18 protein-coding genes are annotated in these 16,805 nt (G+C 26.7%); 16 read left to right on the plus strand and 2 right to left on the minus strand.

Annotation, left to right across the window (positions count from 1 at the left end):
* Positions 1–8: 8 nt before the first annotated feature.
* The 3 genes from JFY71_RS08535 (at position 9) to JFY71_RS08545 (ending at position 1,719) form a co-directional block, all read left to right on the plus strand.
* The gene (locus JFY71_RS08535; protein WP_243660388.1) at positions 9–224 is read left to right on the plus strand and encodes a helix-turn-helix domain-containing protein; all 216 of its coding nucleotides are present in this window, start codon (positions 9–11) and stop codon (positions 222–224) included.
* Position 225: 1 nt separating this feature from the next.
* Positions 226–1,131 carry a hypothetical protein gene (locus tag JFY71_RS08540; RefSeq protein ID WP_243660389.1) on the plus strand — a complete coding sequence of 302 codons (906 nt, stop codon included), beginning with the start codon at positions 226–228 and terminating at the stop codon, positions 1,129–1,131.
* 72 nt (positions 1,132–1,203) lie between these two features.
* Positions 1,204–1,719 (plus strand): DNA topology modulation protein, encoded by a 516-nt coding sequence (locus JFY71_RS08545; RefSeq protein ID WP_243660390.1) that lies wholly within the window; start codon positions 1,204–1,206, stop codon positions 1,717–1,719.
* Positions 1,720–1,768: 49 nt separating this feature from the next.
* Here JFY71_RS08545 and JFY71_RS08550 read toward each other — a convergent pair whose 3' ends face one another.
* Positions 1,769–3,547 carry a hypothetical protein gene (locus JFY71_RS08550; RefSeq protein WP_243660391.1) on the minus strand — a complete coding sequence of 593 codons (1,779 nt, stop codon included), beginning with the start codon at positions 3,545–3,547 and terminating at the stop codon, positions 1,769–1,771.
* Positions 3,547–4,461 carry an AAA family ATPase gene (locus JFY71_RS08555; protein WP_243660392.1) on the minus strand — a complete coding sequence of 305 codons (915 nt, stop codon included), beginning with the start codon at positions 4,459–4,461 and terminating at the stop codon, positions 3,547–3,549. Before JFY71_RS08555 ends, JFY71_RS08550 begins: the two co-directional genes overlap by 1 nt.
* A gap of 106 nt (positions 4,462–4,567) precedes the next feature.
* Between JFY71_RS08555 and JFY71_RS08560 the strand changes: the two genes are divergently transcribed.
* The 13 genes from JFY71_RS08560 to JFY71_RS08620 all read left to right on the plus strand — a co-directional run bounded on the left by JFY71_RS08560 (position 4,568) and on the right by JFY71_RS08620 (position 16,792).
* Positions 4,568–4,957: a metallopeptidase family protein gene (locus JFY71_RS08560; RefSeq protein WP_243660393.1), complete on the plus strand. Its 390-nt coding sequence runs from the start codon at positions 4,568–4,570 to the stop codon at positions 4,955–4,957.
* Complete coding sequence (locus tag JFY71_RS08565; protein ID WP_243660394.1) at positions 4,954–5,772, plus strand: J domain-containing protein; 819 nt, start codon at positions 4,954–4,956, stop codon at positions 5,770–5,772. Before JFY71_RS08560 ends, JFY71_RS08565 begins: the two co-directional genes overlap by 4 nt.
* 255 nt (positions 5,773–6,027) lie before the next feature.
* Positions 6,028–6,348, plus strand: coding sequence for a hypothetical protein (locus JFY71_RS08570; RefSeq protein WP_243660395.1), 321 nt, complete (start codon positions 6,028–6,030; stop codon positions 6,346–6,348).
* Positions 6,349–7,368, plus strand: coding sequence for a V-type ATPase subunit (locus JFY71_RS08575; protein WP_243660396.1), 1,020 nt, complete (start codon positions 6,349–6,351; stop codon positions 7,366–7,368).
* A 2-nt stretch (positions 7,369–7,370) separates the two neighbouring features.
* Positions 7,371–9,314 carry a V-type ATP synthase subunit I gene (locus JFY71_RS08580; protein WP_243660397.1) on the plus strand — a complete coding sequence of 648 codons (1,944 nt, stop codon included), beginning with the start codon at positions 7,371–7,373 and terminating at the stop codon, positions 9,312–9,314.
* Positions 9,315–9,326: 12 nt separating this feature from the next.
* Positions 9,327–9,749, plus strand: a complete 423-nt coding sequence (locus JFY71_RS08585) for an ATP synthase subunit C (protein WP_243660398.1) — start codon at positions 9,327–9,329, stop codon at positions 9,747–9,749.
* A 1-nt stretch (position 9,750) separates the two neighbouring features.
* The gene (locus JFY71_RS08590; RefSeq protein WP_243660399.1) at positions 9,751–10,059 is read left to right on the plus strand and encodes a V-type ATP synthase subunit F; all 309 of its coding nucleotides are present in this window, start codon (positions 9,751–9,753) and stop codon (positions 10,057–10,059) included.
* A 9-nt stretch (positions 10,060–10,068) separates the two neighbouring features.
* The gene (locus JFY71_RS08595; RefSeq protein WP_243660400.1) at positions 10,069–10,659 is read left to right on the plus strand and encodes a hypothetical protein; all 591 of its coding nucleotides are present in this window, start codon (positions 10,069–10,071) and stop codon (positions 10,657–10,659) included.
* A 52-nt stretch (positions 10,660–10,711) separates the two neighbouring features.
* Positions 10,712–12,418: a V-type ATP synthase subunit A gene (locus JFY71_RS08600; RefSeq protein WP_243662155.1), complete on the plus strand. Its 1,707-nt coding sequence runs from the start codon at positions 10,712–10,714 to the stop codon at positions 12,416–12,418.
* A gap of 12 nt (positions 12,419–12,430) precedes the next feature.
* The gene (locus JFY71_RS08605; protein WP_243660401.1) at positions 12,431–13,798 is read left to right on the plus strand and encodes a V-type ATP synthase subunit B; all 1,368 of its coding nucleotides are present in this window, start codon (positions 12,431–12,433) and stop codon (positions 13,796–13,798) included.
* A gap of 11 nt (positions 13,799–13,809) precedes the next feature.
* Positions 13,810–14,427, plus strand: coding sequence for a V-type ATP synthase subunit D (locus tag JFY71_RS08610; protein WP_243660402.1), 618 nt, complete (start codon positions 13,810–13,812; stop codon positions 14,425–14,427).
* Positions 14,428–14,540: 113 nt separating this feature from the next.
* Positions 14,541–15,149, plus strand: coding sequence for a DedA family protein (locus JFY71_RS08615; RefSeq protein ID WP_243660403.1), 609 nt, complete (start codon positions 14,541–14,543; stop codon positions 15,147–15,149).
* A gap of 26 nt (positions 15,150–15,175) precedes the next feature.
* Positions 15,176–16,792: a zinc ribbon domain-containing protein gene (locus JFY71_RS08620; protein WP_243660404.1), complete on the plus strand. Its 1,617-nt coding sequence runs from the start codon at positions 15,176–15,178 to the stop codon at positions 16,790–16,792.
* Positions 16,793–16,805: the final 13 nt, after the last annotated feature.

Genomic DNA, 16,805 nt, shown 5'->3' on the forward strand with positions numbered 1-16,805 from the left:
GGTGAATTATGGCAATAAAAGTATATTTAGATGAAATATTAAAAGATAGGAATATGACTTCAAAAGAATTAGCAAAATTAATTAATATTACTGAAGCTAATTTATCTATTTTACGTTCAGGTAAGGCAAAAGGAATAAGATTTAATACTATAAATAAAATTTGCTATTATTTAAATTGCGATATTGGTGATATATTAAAATTCGATGGAGAATTGGAGGACTAATATGAAAAAGTTCAATGTAGTTTTATTAATTTTGCTAATGGTTCTTTCTCTTAGTGGATGTAAGTTGGCAAAAGAAGAAACAGTTAAAAATCCAGCATATGATACATTAGTTGGAGGATTTGTTCAATTTATTGAGTATGGAAAAGAAAAGGAAATTAAAAATATTGAGGATGTAAAAATAGAAGTTAAAGGTAAAGATACAAATAAATACATAGAGGTAGATGGAGCCGAAGGTTATGCCTTTTTAGCAATAGCTACAATAGATTTAGAAAATAGCTATAGTACATCAGAAACAATAGCTAGTCCATGTATAGAAGCAAGTGCAGATTACAAATATGAAGAGGGTCAATCAAGATTTCAAATTAATTTAAAAGGTAAAATTTATATAGATGCAGAAACTAAAGGAAGTTTAAAACTATATCCTATATACTTAACAGATGATAATAAATACTATATCGGTAAAAATAAGTATGTTTTTGGATTGGACTTAGATGGAAATTATTTTCAAAATTTTGAGGAAGGAAATTATGAGAAAATTTCAATATCAGAAAATTTTAATAATAAACTAAATAAAAAGGAGCAATCTAATACTGTAGAATTAGAAGTAAAAAAAATATTAAGAAAAAAAGAAATAAAAATAATAGAAATGGACAAAAATAATAATATGTTAAATATTGAAAAATTTAATTATTCGAATTTACCATATAGGATAGAAATTAATTCAAATACAGAGTATATCCTTTTAGAAGAAACGACAGATAAGAACTTAATTGAAAGAAAGATTATAAATTATGTTGATGATGAATTAGAACAGTTTAGATTTGGAGATAATACTGTTACATTTCCAATATTCAATAATGGGAATATAGCAGAAATCAAAAATATAAAAATTGAAAAGGACATATAATTTAAAATATTTAAATTTTTATGATATATTGTATAATTATAGAAAAAGTATACAATATGGATTGGAGGGAATATGAAAATAGCTGTTTTAGGATATAGTGGCAGTGGAAAGTCGACACTATCTAAATATTTAAGCGGAAAATATGGTATTCCCCTTTTATACCTTGATACTGTTCAGTTTTTACCTAATTGGGAAATGAGAGATAGGGAAGAAGCAAGGTCCTTAGTTTTAAACTTTATAAATAAGGAATCCTGGGTTATAGACGGCAATTATACTTCTTTTTTTCAAGAAGAAAGGTTGTCCTTGGCAGATAAAATAATTTATATGAAATTTAATCGATTTTCCTGTCTGTATAGGGGTTTTAAAAGGTATTTACAATTTAAAAACACTACAAGGGACAGTATGGCGGAAGGATGTAAGGAAAAATTTGATTTTGAGTTTATTTATTGGATTTTGTATAAGGGAAGAAATAAGGATATAAAAGAACATTATAAAGAAATTTTAGACAAACATAAGAATAAGCTAATTGTTATTAAAAACCAAAGACAGTTACAGGAATTTAAGGAAAATATAGATAAATTTATTTAGTATAGGCTTAAAGTCCAAAAAATAAAATAATATTTTGGACTTTAAGAATTTATTCAAGTTCATTTATTAATACATTTTTTAAAAAGCTTCCAACTATATCAGAAAATCTGTTTATGTTGGAAATATAGGCAAAATCATTTCCATATATCTTTTTTTCACTTGGAAGATCTTCTTCTTCGCCGGTAAATACACCTAAGACTATGTTGTCAGAATTTCTACTTAAAAAAACTTCCTTTGATGAATCTTTAATAGCATCTTCTTTTATATAATCCTTAGCTTTTTTATTAATATTTCCGATGATTTTCAAATTGATTTTGTCGTTTGGCTTACCATCGCTTAATACTATTAGAATTCTTCTTTCAAAACCTGTATTGTTCATAAGATAGCTAACGGTTTTAATAGCTAATCCATCTCTATTTGAACCTGATGCAGTATATTCAAAAATATTTTGGTTTTTATTATCTGAATCAAAGTAATCTCTAAATATTTTTAAGATTAAAACATTATAAAAATTATTAAAGGACATTACCCTTGTCGGAATGTTTAAATCCGTTAGGGATTGAGCAATTATAAAACCTTGGGATGCTATTAATGCTTGTCTTTCAATTTGAGAAGCGGAGCTGTCCAATAAAATATCTACTGAAACTGTTCCAATTTCATCCTTTTTTTCTTTTAAAAATATTTTATTATTATTTATATATTTTGGTTTCCAAAGTAAGGAAGGAATTAACTTACCATTAGTAGATAGGTACTTACTTTCGTTTAAATCCGTTAAAATCTCCCTTCTTATTACTTCTCTTAATTTAGTAATGGATCTTTTATATATTAAATAGTTTTTATTAAAATGCTCTAAATTTTCTTTTTTTATTTCCTGCTTTTCAGATTCTCTAAATTGTTCGTTTAAGCTTTTGCCAAATTTTCCCCTAGTAAGTAAAATTTGTATTCCTTCATGTATTCCTGTACATAGCTTATTTTCTAGTTTGCTTGTATTTGAACTACTTAAGATACTTTTACCATATACTTTTTCAGCTAAATCCTTTAAATAACCTTCTTTAGTATAGTTTTCTGTAGTAAGATTATTTTCTTCCAGGTCTCTATCTATTTCCCTATCTTCAAAGAGAAAGCTGGATTTATTAAATTCAGCAGCTTCAACTTGATCTTTGTCTAATACATTTTGATTACGATTTTTAAATTCTATTTTGACCTTCAAATCTTTAGGCAATTTATCTTTTTCTTTGGAGCTTTCTAGAGATTTTTTTAAATTTTGCTCATAGTTAATATTTAGGTGTATATGAAAATGCCTTTTAATAATTTTATCTATTTTTAATATAAGGTCTGAAGTGTTTTTTATATTTTTAATATTCATAATATCATTTAATAATAAGATAACCATCTCTCTAGTTTTAGGAACATAGGATAATTTTCTACTATAATAGGCATATTCTAACTCTTCTGCTAAATTATTAGGTGTTCTAAATTTGTAATTATTGTATTTTTCTTTAGTTGTATAATCTCTAAATTCTACTATACCCGGTCTATATTTGTCATAGTAAAACCAAAAGTATTCCTCCAGCATTAATTCGGTTATTTTATAATAATCGTCAGGGTAGGGATTGTCCTCAGTTAGTACATAGAGGAAATTATAAACCTCCTCTATTTGAAATTTACCATAGCTAAAGCCGGCTAAAGCAGACTTGTAAATATTGATTTTATTATTATCTTCAAATTTAAATATATTATAGTTTGGTATAAAATTATAATTATTTGCAACGGTCCAAGTAATATTGTTCATTCTGTTAGTACTTAAATCCATTAATTTATTTTCCATTATAATACCTTAAAAATATCTTCTCTTGTTAAGTCGTTTTTAAAAAGACTGTTAATTACATCCTGGATTATTTCTCTTTCAAAAAGGTCGAAGGTTTTATTTACTAGACCTATTTGTAAAGCTGATTTTATATTTAATCCTATTTTCATTGCTCCAATAGCTGCTATTAAACCTCTAATATCAATAGCTTTTGAAGAAATTTCAGAGTTCATACTCTTTTCTTGAAGGTCTAAAAACAATCTTATAAATAAATCCAAAGCATTTTCTCTTAGGTAGAAATCTGTAAGTAAAATATGTTTCAATGTTTCTTCACTTGCTTTAGGCATATCTATTACAAGAAATCGAGAAATAAGAGCTTCATTTAATTCTTTAGTGCCTGCATAGCCATAATTCATTGTACCAATAAATCTAGTAGCATCGTTTAAATTTATTTTTTCATATCCGGGAACATCTATTATTCTCCTATAGTCAAGTAGGGAATGAATAACTGCAACGGAATCACTTTTAGCCATATTTACTTCATCTAATATACCAAAACCACCATTTAAAGCTACATCATAAACAGGTCCCGGTCTAAAGGTTACTTCATTGTCCTTAAAAGTATCTGTTCCAATTAAATTTGTACTGTCGGTGTTTACATGAAAGGATATATTCCAAGTAGGTCTTTGAAATAGGGCAGCTAAGTTATCGCTAAGAACATTTTTTCCTGTTGCCTTAGGACCGCTGAGTAGGATATTTGAACCTTGTAGTATAGCGGTAATACTTTGCTCCCAAACTTCTTTTCCGTAATATTTATAATGTGGTGACGGAATACGATTTATATATTTATTGTCTAATTGATGGTTTTTTCTAAATTCTAAAACTTTATCTATTAACTTATTATCTATATTTTGTTCTTTTAAAAAATCTATCATTTAAATCTCCTTTTCAAATTAATTATAGCATAGTGAATAATTATATCATTTTATTAAGAATAAATTAATTATTTTATGGTATAATTATAAATATTTGGAGTGTAGTATGGGAAATTTAAATGAAAAATATACAATTGATGATGTTCATGATATGTTAGAAGAAATTGCTGATACAATTCCCGATGTATTATTTGAGGATTTACAAGGTGGAATTGTATTAATTGAGTCTGCCAAAATGCATCCTAAGAGCATAAATAACAACCTATATATTAATGGTGAATATGTAAGAAATAATATGTATAATCTTATTAGGATTTATTATGGCTCAATAATTAAAACTAAGGGACATTTACCTCGTCAACAGTTTAAAGACAAGCTGGAAGAGGTATTAATTCATGAGTTTAGACATCATATTGAATTTAAATGTAATGATTTTTCTTTAATAAAAGAAGATAAGGAATATATTAAAAAGTATTTGGAAAGGTATGGCAAATGAGAAAGATTTGGGGTAAATTCATATTGGGACTTGCTAATTTTTTAGAGGTTCTAATAGGCGGTTTAATAAATATAATGGAAGTTATAGTCAGTGTTGTTTCGCAATTAGGTAAGGCCTTACTTTCTTTGGTTTTTATAGGATGTAGTGCATTTTTAATAGCTCCTTGGTTTATTGGTGGTGCAGGAGTCCTATTATCGCCCTATATAATAATAATTGTAGCTTTCTTTGTATTAGTTCCTATATTAGGAAGAAAATTTGTCAGCTGGTTACAGTATGTTAATTATTCAGCTGTTGAATTTTTAAGAAACTATGGTGATTATTTAATAAATAATAAGGAAAACTTTAAATCCTATAGTGAATTTTCTAAGGACTATAAAGATAGAAAAGAAAGAGAAGAAAGAGAAAGGGAAGAACAACAACAAGCACAAAATGATTTTTGGGAAGAAATATTTAAAAACTTTTCACAAGGCAGTGGAGGATTTCACTATTATAATATGAATGATGAAGAGTTTAGAAGAACTTTTGGAGGTTACCAAGGCCAGCAACAAGGCTACGGTGGCTATGGTCAAGGCTCTTATGCAAATCCATTAAATGATTTTAAAACAAAGTATAAGGAAAGTTGTGAAGTATTAGGAATACCGGAAGACACTAATATTTATGAAGTTAAAACAGCTTATAGGAAAATGGCTAAGAAATATCATCCCGATATAAATAAAGATCCTGGTGCTACAGAGATGTTTCAAAAAATTAATGAAGCCTATGAGTTTCTAAGTGAAGAAAATATTAATAGATATAAACAAATGAATAAAAATTAATAACTAAAAACAAAAAACATCCAGTAATTTAAATTACTGGATGTTTTTTGTTTTTTTATTGCTTTAAATGTGAAAAATATACCAAATAACTGTAAAAAATTGTTTTTTATTAGAAAAAGAAAAAATGAATAAAAAATGTATTTTTATTAATTATTAATATAATTAAATAATTATGAATTTTATGGTGAAAATACGTGACAAATTTCAATTAGAGGAGTACCATAGTTTATTATGAATTAAAGGCAGGAGGGTAGAATGGATAATTTTATTAAGGAAATTGTTGAATTGGATAAATCCATTAATAATTTAGATAATGACTTCAATAAAAGAAAAAATGAACTGTTAGTAGAGTTTAATAAAAAGAAAGAAAATCTATATGCAGATTATAATAAAGAATTTAATATAAATTTAGAAAATTATAAGGAAGATATTGAAAGGGAAGTAGAAAGGCAAAAAGTCTATTTAAAAGAAAGAAATAATATTGTTACAAACAAGATAATGGAAGCTTTTGAAAAAAACAAAGACCTTATATGTAATAAGGTATTTGAACAACAATTTTCAAAGGAAAGTGATTAAATGAATTCAGCAAAGGAGTTTTCAGCCTTAAATAGTAAAATTTCCTCTATGAAAAAAAATCTTTTACAAGAGGAGGATTATGAAAGTCTTATTGGCTTTAAAAAAATAGAAGAAGTTATAGATTATTTATATGAAAGAGAATTTATTGTAAATAAAAATTATAATTCCATAAATGAAATTGAATCGGATTTAAAAAAGAATAGATTAAAAATTTTAAATAAACTAGGCTATTTCTTGTCTAAAAACTATAATAATCTAGTTCAACTAATTTTAGATAAGTATGAAATAGAGGATATAAAAAAAGCGACTAGAAACCTTGTTACAAAAAACAAGGCCTTGACTAAAGAAAGTTTCATTATAAGAGATGATTTTTATGAAAAGATAAAAGAAGGAATTACTATAGAGGAATTTTTTGAAGAGTTGAAAAATAGCAAGTTTTATAAATATTTAAGAGGATATAAAAATCAGGAAAAAAGAGATTTATTATTTTTTGTGGAAATGTCATTAGATAGAAATTATTACTCCAGTATTTTTTTTGAAAGTAAATATTTAAATAAGGAAAATGAGAAGATAATAAAAAATTTTTATGGACAATTTATTGACCTATACAATTTAAGTTGGATATATAGGGCAAAGAAATTTTATAATATAAAACCGGTTATTATTTATAATTACACAATACTTGGAGGAGATTTATTTAATACGACTGATATTAAAAATCTATCGTATATGGAACTTGAGGATTTTGTTGATAATATTTTAAAAACTAAGTATAGTTTTTTATTTGATTCCAAGCATAATATAGATATTTATATGGAAAGAAGAATTAACAGATATTTATATTACCAGTCAAGGGATTTAACAAAAAGCAATAAATTTAACTTTAAAAAGACCCTAGGAATTATTGTAATGACCGACTTCGATATTAAGGATATTGGAGCGATTTTAGAATCTAAAAACTATAATCTTACTAGTGAAGAAACTAGGGGTTATTTAATTAAGAATTTAGGAAGGAGTTAAAAATGAAATCTGAGAAAATGTTAATGATGAATATTATCGGCAATATTTCAGATATGGATAATGTTATATCAGATATAGTAGAAAAAAACTATGTTCAAATAGTTGATTCAAATGATTTAATTTCACATAGTGAATTTCTTTTTCCTATAAACGATGAAAATGTAAATATGGCAGTTGACTTTAATTATATTAGAAAGTATAAATCTGATATTAATACAAGGGAAGAGGAAAACAAACTAAATAAAATAAATGATTATTTAGAATTTGATCTAGCAAAAAGCAAGGGAAAATCATTAAAAAGCTACAATAAAAATGAAATTCAAGGATTTTATGAAATAATTTTAGAAAATACAGATAAACTACAGGAAATTGATAATAAAATTTCTGAAAAAAATGAACTTGTAAATCTTTATTCTAAATTTAAAAACTTAAATATTAAAATTGAAGATCTATATAATATGAATAATTTTAAATATAGGTTTGGTATTTTTGGAAAAGATGACAGAATAAAATTAAAGAAAAACTATGAAAATATATTTGCTGCTATTTTCCATTTAAGTTCTATGGAAGAAGGAGAAGTTTATTTAATTTTATATCCTACAGATATGGAAGTAGATATAAATAGGACTTTAAGAAGTTTGAATTTTCAAGAAATATTTTTACCTAAGGAATATTTAGGAACTCCTGTAGAAATTATAGAAAAACTTAAAAATGAAAAGTCGGATTTAATAAGTAAAAAAAAGAATATTTTAAAGGAAATAGAGAAAATTAAAGAAAAATATTCTAATGAGTTAAAATCCTTTTTAATTGAAAAATATAATAAATTGAATATAGAAAATATAAAAAATAATATAGCCATTAGTGACCATTATTTTTATTTAGCAGGTTGGGTTGGGAAAACAGATAGTGAAGAATTGGAAAAAGAATTAAAGAAGAAATATAAAATTCTTATTCAATTTAATGACATGGATGACCATGAGGGAATTACACCACCAACTAAGTTAAAAAATAATGTTTTTTTTAAGCCTTTTGAGCTATTAGTAAAAATGTATGGTACTCCAAATTATGAAGAATTAGATCCAACTCCATTTTTTGCAATAACATATATGATTTTATTTGGAGCAATGTTTGGAGATGTTGGGCAGGGATTGATATTTGTACTTGGAGGATTTCTCTTATCAAAAATCAAAAATAAGGATTTTGGAGGCTTAATAGTTAGGTTGGGCTTTAGCTCGGTAATTTTCGGTTTTTTATATGGCTCATTTTTTGGACTTGAAACTGTTATTCCGGCCTTATTAATAAGACCATATGAAAATATTAATACAATTTTAGTTATGGCAATAGTAATGGGAATTATGCTATTAATTATGTCCTATGGATTAGGTATTTATAATCTTAGGAGGGAAAATAATTTAGAAGAACTATATTTTGGAGAAAAAGGAATTACAGGATTTATTCTCTATTTATTAATTTTAAGCTTAGCTTTAAATTTAGCTTTATCCTTTAAAATAATGCCAATACAATTAAATGGAGTTTTAATAGGACTTTGTTTACTGCTTATGGTATTTAAAAGACCATTAGCCAATAAATTACAAAAAAATGAAAATTTATATAATGGTGAGCCAGTATCGGGTTATTATATTGAAGGTTCATTTTCCATTATTGAAACATTATTGTCCATTTTCAGCGGAACGGTTTCTTTTATAAGAGTAGGAGCTTTTGCCATTAACCATGTTGGGTTATTTTTAGCTTTTACAACAATAGGAAATATGATAGGAACTAAAACAGGAAATATTGCGATGATAATAGTTGGAAATATATTAATAATGGGATTGGAAGGTTTAATAGTATTTATTCAATCTTTAAGATTAGAATATTATGAAATGTTTAGTAAATATTATAAGGGTGACGGAATAGATTTTATTCCTAGCAAAAACAAATTTTAGGAGGAAAATGTTATGTATTTTATTTTAGCATCAACAATAATGGTAGTTATATTAACTATTAGTTCAGGAGTGTATTTGATTTATAAGAACACAGACAATTCAAAGAGAAAATTAAAAAAAGCTTTAAAGATTAATTTGTTTAGTTTTGTTCCCTTATTATTAATGACAATGGTTTTAATTGCACCTTCATCTTCATTAGCTGCAACAACTGGAGCTTCTGAAGTAAATGGATTAGGACTTTTAGCAGCAGCATTATCTACCGGATTAGCTACTATTGGTACAGGCTATGCCGTAGGTGTAGTTGGTTCATCTGCATTAGGAGCTGTTTCAGAGGAACCAAAATTACTTGGTAAAACATTAATATATGTTGGACTTGCAGAAGGTATTGCAATTTATGGATTAGTTATTTCTATATTAATTTTAGGTAAACTTTAAAATGAAAAGTATAGTAATTTCAAATGAAACAAATGTAATTTTAGGAATGGAATTAGCAGGTATAGAAACAGGTTATTCTGAAGATGAAGATGAAATTAGAAAAATATTTACTGAAAGTATAGAAAATGAAAAATATGGAATAGTTATTGTTACAGAAGGTATTAATGAATTATTATCGGATTTAATATTTTCCCATAGGGAAAAGGGAAAACTACCCTTAATAGTTACTATACCTGGTGAAGATGGTTTAAAAGACAAGGATTTTATTATGAAATACGTTAAGGAATCCTTAGGAGTAAAAATAGATTAGAGGTTAATTATGCTTTTACTAGAAAATAAATATGATCTTTTTAAAAAAATAACTTACGATAAAAAGTTAAGTTTTTTCAATAAGGAACTTGATGAGTATGAGAAAGCTTTAGCCAAGGATTTAGCTGATTATGAAAAAGAATTAAAAAACAAATTCGAAAAAAAGCTAAAAAAGGAAAAACATAGGCTTGACATTAAAAAGAATGAGGAACTGGAAATAATAAAAAATTTAGAAAAAGAATCTATTTTGAAATTAAGAGAGCAACTTATTGATGAGATTTCTATAAATTTAGAAGAAAAATATAGGGGATATATTAAGACAGAAAAATATTTTGAAAATCTAAAAATAGGGTTAAAGGAATTTCTAGATGATAATAACAATACAATATTTTTATTAAAAGATGATATAAATAGATTTAATTCTAGTTCAAAAAGATTTAAAGTTCTGGATGAATCTGAAATAGGAGGGTTTATTGTATTAAACGAAAAAGAAAATATTATTTACAATAATAGTATTAAAGAAAAAATTAAGGGAAATAGAAATACAATAGGTCTATATATTCAAGAATTCATCAACAAAGTAGGTGAAGAAATTGAATAGTGAAAATGGAATAATTCAATCTATTAACGGACCGGTTATTACAGGAGACAAGATGGAAAGCTTTCAAGCTAAAGAAATGGTACTTGTAGGTGAAAAAAAGTTAATAGGTGAGGTAATAAGCTTAGAGGATAATAAAGGGATAATTCAGGTTTATGAAGAAACAGAAGGGCTAAGACCATTTGATGAAATACTTCATACAAATAAACCATTGTCATTAAAATTAGGACCGGGATTAATTGGAAATATGTTTGATGGTATTGAAAGACCCTTAAATTTATTAAAGGAAAAGTATGGAACATTTATACCTGAAGGAGTAGGACTTCTTTCCATTGATGAAGAAAAGCTCTGGGAAACTAGAATAAAAGTAAAAGACGGAGATTATGTTTCGGAAGGTGAAATTATAGCAGAAGTTCCTGAAACAGATATAATTACACATAAAATTATGGTGCCGGTTGGATTATTTGGTAGATTAAAAAATGTTAAAGAGGACGGAAAATATAATATAAACGAAACTATAGCGGTTTTAGTTACAGAAAAAGGCGAAGAAATACCCTTAAAAATGTACCAAGAATGGACAATAAAAAAACCTCGTCCAATAAAAAATAGATTAAAGGTGGATAAAATCCTAACTACAGGTCAAAGGGTCTTAGATATATTTTTTCCTATAGCCAAAGGTGGCACAGTTGCTATACCAGGTGGATTTGGTACTGGAAAGACCATGACACAACATCAGTTAGCAAAATATTCCGATGCGGATATTATAGTCTATATTGGCTGTGGTGAAAGAGGAAATGAAATGACGGAAGTTCTTGAAGATTTTCCTAAGTTAATAGATCCAAATACCAATAAATCATTAATGGAAAGAACGGTTTTAATTGCCAATACTTCTAATATGCCGGTAGCAGCCAGGGAAGCATCCATTTATACAGGAATTACAATAGCAGAATATTTTAGAGATATGGGTTACGATGTTGCAATTATGGCAGATTCAACTTCAAGATGGGCAGAAGCCTTAAGAGAAATATCTGGAAGACTTGAAGAAATGCCGGCAGAGGAAGGGTATCCGGCATATTTACCTTCAAGAATAGCACAATTTTATGAGAGAGCAGGTTATGTTAAAACTTTAGGAAATAAGGAAGGTTCTGTAACAATAATAGGAGCTGTCTCTCCACCAGGAGGAGATTTTTCAGAACCGGTTACGGAAAATACAAAAAGATATGTTAATGTTTTTCTTGGACTAGATAAGGAATTAGCTTACTCCAGACACTATCCTGCTATTAATTGGCTAACATCATATTCAGAATACGTTGAAGAACTAAGGGAAAATTACGAAGAAACCGTAGGAGAAGACGTTGTTTTCCTAAGAAATAAAATTTTGAAATTATTATTTGAAGAGGATAAATTACAAGAAATTGTTATGTTAGTAGGAGAGGATGTTCTTCCAGACGATCAAAGACTAATTATATTTATAGCCAAAATGGTGAAAATAGGTTTTTTACAACAAAATGCTTTTCACAATATAGACACCTATGTCCCAATAAAAAAACAATATGAAATGTTAAAAACTATTGATAATTATTATGAAGAAGGTCTAAAGGCTGTAAATAAGAATGTTCCTATTTCAAAAATAATCAGTAGCGATATTTACAATGAAATAGTAAATATGAAATATAATATTTCAAATGATGACCTATCACAAATAGAAACAATAAATAAGAAAATAAAAATGTATTTTGAAGATTTAATTTCAAATTACTAGAAAGGAGAATTCATGTTAAAAGAATATACAAAATTAGGTAAAATAGAGAGTTCTTTAATAGAAATAGATGAAGTCTCCGATATTTTCTTTGGTGAAGTTGTAAAAGTACAAACAAGAGAAAATAATTATTTAGGACAAGTTGTAAAGATTATTGGCAATACTGCAGTAATTCAAGTATTTGGAGACACAACAGGAGTTAGTGGTAAAAATTCCAAGGTTTCCTTTAGTGCAAAACCTTTTGAATTACCCTTGTCTGAAGAAATTTTAGGAAGAAAGTTTAATGGTGTTGGTGAACCTATTGATGGGTTAGGACAAATTTATTCTTTAAATAGTTACAATATTAATGGTAGACCAATAAATCCTGTTTCAAGAGTATATCCAAGAAATTTTATACAAACGGGAATATCTTCTATAGATTGTTTAACAACCTTAATAAGAGGACAAAAATTGCCGATTTTTTCAGGAGCCGGCATGCCTCATAATAAATTAGCGGCTCAAATAGTAAGACAGGCTAAAATAATTGGTGATGAAAACCAGGACTTTTCTATAGTTTTTGCTGCCATAGGAGTAAAGCACGATGAAGCCTTATATTTTGAAAATGAATTTAGAAATTCCGGAGTATTAGGTAATGTAGTCATGTATATTAACTATGCTGATGATCCGATAATGGAGAGGGTTATTGTACCAAAATGTGCCTTAACAGCTGCGGAATTTTTAGCTTTTGAAAAAGGTAAGCATGTTTTGGTAATTATGACCGACATAACAAGTTATGGCGAGGCATTAAGGGAAATTTCATCTATGAGGGAAGAAGTTCCTAGTAGAAAGGGATACCCAGGCTATATGTATTCGGACTTGGCTTCAATTTATGAAAGAGCGGGGATGATTGAGGATTCAGAAGGCTCTTTAACATTAATTCCCATACTAACAATGCCAAATGATGATATAACCCATCCTATTCCAGACCTAACAGGCTATATTACTGAAGGACAAATTACTCTGTCAAGAGAATTAATGCAGCAAGATATTTATCCTAATATTAATATCTTGCCTTCATTGTCAAGGTTAATGAAAGATGGAATTGGTGAAGGTTTTACTAGAGATGACCACCAAAGTATTGCAAATCAACTATTTGCCTCCTATTCAAAAGTACAGGAGGTTAGGGATTTAGCTCAAATTATTGGAGCTGATGATCTATCGGAATCAGACAAAAAATATCTGGAATTTGGTAATGAGTTTGAAAATAAATTTATAAAACAAGACTTATACGACAATAGAAGTATTTTTGATACTTTAAATTTAGCCTGGGATTTAATAAGGATTTTACCTAAAGAGGATTTAGACAGAATAGATCCTGAACTAAAGAACAAATATCTTAAATAGGCGATGATAATATGGCTGTTTATAAAATTACACCTACAAAGGGAAATTTAATAAAAATTAAAAAATCTTTGGATTTTGCAGAAAAGGGTTATGACTTACTTGATAGAAAAAGAGTAGTGTTGGTAAAAGAGATGATGTCTTTAGTAGACAAGTCTAAGAAACTTCAAGAGGAAATAGAAGTTGAATTTGAAAGGGCATATAATCTTCTTAAAGAAGCTACTATAACTATGGGAAGAGAAAATCTAGACAATATAGCTGAAGGAATATCAAAAGAAGAAAGATATAATATAGTCTATAAATCTATAATGGGAGCAATGGTTCCAACTGTTTTCTATAAAAAAGACCAAGAAAATTATATAGATTTTGGAATGTATAACACCAACCCTGCCTTTGATAAGGCAATAAAGGAATTTATAAAAATAAAGGATATTATTTATGAATTAGCAGAAATAGAAAATTCTGTCTATAATTTAGCAAAAGAAATTAAAAAAACTAAAAAGCGAGCAAATGCCCTCGATAAAATTCAAATACCAAGATATAAGGAAATTATTAAAGAAACAGAAGAAATTCTTGAAGAAAAAAACATAGAGGAATTTTTTCGATTGAAAAAAATTAAATCAAAGAATTAATAAGAAGTGGGATTTTAAATCTTACTTCTTTTAATTTACAAGAAAGAACAATTGTTATATCTTTGTAATACTGTATAATATAATTCTATGCTATAATTGAATGGGTGATGAATTTGGAAGATTTCATAATACATTTCGTAGATAATTATGGTTATTTTGGAATTTTTTTTCTGATTTTAATAGAGAATATTTTTCCTCCAATTCCTTCAGAAATAATTTTAGGATTAGGAGGATTTTTTACAATTTCTACTAGTTTAAAATATACAGGAGTAGTAGTTTCTGCAACATTAGGTTCGGTTATAGGAGCTATTATTCTATATTATATAGGTTATTATATAAATAATGTAAAAGTTCGTAAGATATTTAGAAAAGGTAATAAACTTTTAAAAATTGATGAAACAAATCTTAAAAGAGCTAAAAATATATATTTAAAATATGAAAATATTTCTATTTTTCTTTGTAGAATGTTACCAATAGTAAGATCTATTATTTCTATTCCGGCAGGAATGTTTAGGATGAATCGTTTTAGATTTATTCTTTACACAGCATTAGGGTCTTTAATTTGGAATTGTATAATTACATACTTAGGTGTTTATTTAGGAGATAATTGGAAATATGTTAAAACAATTGTAAGAGAATATTCAGTAATAGTTGTAATTGTAGGTATTTTAGCTATAATATCATATTTTATAATAAAGAAAAGAATAAATAAAAAGGCGTAATTTAGTTTCTTTGGAGGTGATTGTATTTGTCAAATGATGATAATAATAAAAAGTCAGATAATAGAGGTTATATTCATAAGTTAATGGATAAACTAGATTTTCATAAAGTTGAAGATGAAGAAATTAATATAAAAGAAATCCTAAAAAAAGAAAAAAATAAAAAAGAAAACGACGAAAAATTAGGAAAGTTAAAAGATAAAAACAATCCTTTATCCGGAAGAAGGATTTTAATAGACAAAGACAAAGAAAATAAGAATAAAACCGATAGTATTAAAATAGACGAAGAAATTATTGCTAAAGATAATTATGTAAAAGATAATGAAGAAATAGGTTTTGAAAATAGAAAATTAAAATATATACTAATATCTGTAACAATAATATGTTTGGCTACAATTGCTTTCTTAGTATTTATTAATTTTAATGGTATAGGTATTGATCAAATAGAAAATGAGTTTATTTCTGCAGTTGAAAATCATAATATTAACAAATTAGAAAAAATCACCTATATAGAAGGAGATACTAAAAAATATTATAAGGAATCACTTAATAATTTTATAGATTTATACGAGAAAGATGAAAGTTTTGCTAAATATGTTAAGGAGTCAGTATCTAGTGATATAAAAAACATAAAGGAAAATGAGGACTACTTAGGTGAAAATTTAATAGGCGTTGTTAAATCAAATAGTAACAAGTTGTTTTCTTCAGATTATAAAATAAAAATAACACCAATTAATATTAAGGATGAATCTTTAATAAAAAAAGAAGTGGAAATAGGGAAAGAAAAATACTATAAAATTAAAGACTTAACCTTAATACCGGGAATTTATAATATTAAAGCGGAATTTGAGTTTTTAAAGTTAGAGGACGAAATAAAGGTAAACTATGAAAATAATGAAAATAGTTTTAATCTAATAGTAGATTTTAAAAATTCTAAAGTTTCAAATGATAATATTAAAATTGAAAAAGGTGATTTTGATTTAACAATCAATGATGTAGATGAAGATGATGTTGTATTTATAAACGGGAAAAACACTAATATGACAGTAAAGGAATTCAATGAATTTGGAAATAAAAATCTAACTAACAAGGATTCTATTGCTGTAGTCAATAAAAGCAAATTTGGTTATGCTCTATCTAATTCGGTATCTTTAGAAAATGTAGAGGATTATGTTGAATTGGAAATGAACTATGAAAATTATTTTTATTTAGATCATTTTGTTAATCTTATAAAGAAGACTTTAAAAGAAAATGAAATGGCTTTTGAAAATTCCGATATTAATTTATTTTCCACAATAGGTGGAGAGGCTTTAGACACAGCTATTGGTTGGATTAAAAGCAATATTGGGTATAATCAATACTATGTAAGGAATTATATGTCCTATTTAATAGATATTACTTCCTTTGAGGTAAATATATCCACTTTTAATCAAACAGCATATATTGGTGGATTCTTAAGTTACAAAGAAGGACGATTTAGTAAAGATGAAGAAGTAGATAAGGATAAATTAGAAGATAATATAGATAAAAAAGTAGGATTTCATTTTAAATTTAACGATGAAACTGAAACTTGGTATGTGGATTTATGGGGTAGTACCTATAGAAATATAGAAACAAATAATACTATATTATTGAAATTAGACTAAGGAGGGAATAATT

The organism is Miniphocaeibacter halophilus, assembly GCF_016458825.1.
GTDB lineage: Bacteria > Bacillota > Clostridia > Tissierellales > Peptoniphilaceae > Miniphocaeibacter > Miniphocaeibacter halophilus.

Excerpts from the sequence above, each read along its gene's own strand:
- JFY71_RS08605 (WP_243660401.1), top strand. The coding sequence starts at position 12,431 with ATGTTAAAAGAATATACAAAATTAGGTAAAATAGAGAGTTCTTTAATA.
- JFY71_RS08565 (WP_243660394.1), top strand. The coding sequence starts at position 4,954 with ATGAGAAAGATTTGGGGTAAATTCATATTGGGACTTGCTAATTTTTTA.
- JFY71_RS08610 (WP_243660402.1), top strand. The coding sequence starts at position 13,810 with ATGGCTGTTTATAAAATTACACCTACAAAGGGAAATTTAATAAAAATT.
- JFY71_RS08575 (WP_243660396.1), top strand. The coding sequence starts at position 6,349 with ATGAATTCAGCAAAGGAGTTTTCAGCCTTAAATAGTAAAATTTCCTCT.
- JFY71_RS08545 (WP_243660390.1), top strand. The coding sequence starts at position 1,204 with ATGAAAATAGCTGTTTTAGGATATAGTGGCAGTGGAAAGTCGACACTA.
- JFY71_RS08540 (WP_243660389.1), top strand. The coding sequence starts at position 226 with ATGAAAAAGTTCAATGTAGTTTTATTAATTTTGCTAATGGTTCTTTCT.
- JFY71_RS08600 (WP_243662155.1), top strand. The coding sequence starts at position 10,712 with ATGGAAAGCTTTCAAGCTAAAGAAATGGTACTTGTAGGTGAAAAAAAG.
- JFY71_RS08535 (WP_243660388.1), top strand. The coding sequence starts at position 9 with ATGGCAATAAAAGTATATTTAGATGAAATATTAAAAGATAGGAATATG.
- JFY71_RS08555 (WP_243660392.1), bottom strand. The coding sequence starts at position 4,461 with ATGATAGATTTTTTAAAAGAACAAAATATAGATAATAAGTTAATAGAT.
- JFY71_RS08560 (WP_243660393.1), top strand. The coding sequence starts at position 4,568 with ATGGGAAATTTAAATGAAAAATATACAATTGATGATGTTCATGATATG.
- JFY71_RS08595 (WP_243660400.1), top strand. The coding sequence starts at position 10,069 with ATGCTTTTACTAGAAAATAAATATGATCTTTTTAAAAAAATAACTTAC.
- JFY71_RS08585 (WP_243660398.1), top strand. The coding sequence starts at position 9,327 with ATGTATTTTATTTTAGCATCAACAATAATGGTAGTTATATTAACTATT.
- JFY71_RS08570 (WP_243660395.1), top strand. The coding sequence starts at position 6,028 with ATGGATAATTTTATTAAGGAAATTGTTGAATTGGATAAATCCATTAAT.
- JFY71_RS08590 (WP_243660399.1), top strand. The coding sequence starts at position 9,751 with ATGAAAAGTATAGTAATTTCAAATGAAACAAATGTAATTTTAGGAATG.
- JFY71_RS08550 (WP_243660391.1), bottom strand. The coding sequence starts at position 3,547 with ATGGAAAATAAATTAATGGATTTAAGTACTAACAGAATGAACAATATT.
- JFY71_RS08580 (WP_243660397.1), top strand. The coding sequence starts at position 7,371 with ATGAAATCTGAGAAAATGTTAATGATGAATATTATCGGCAATATTTCA.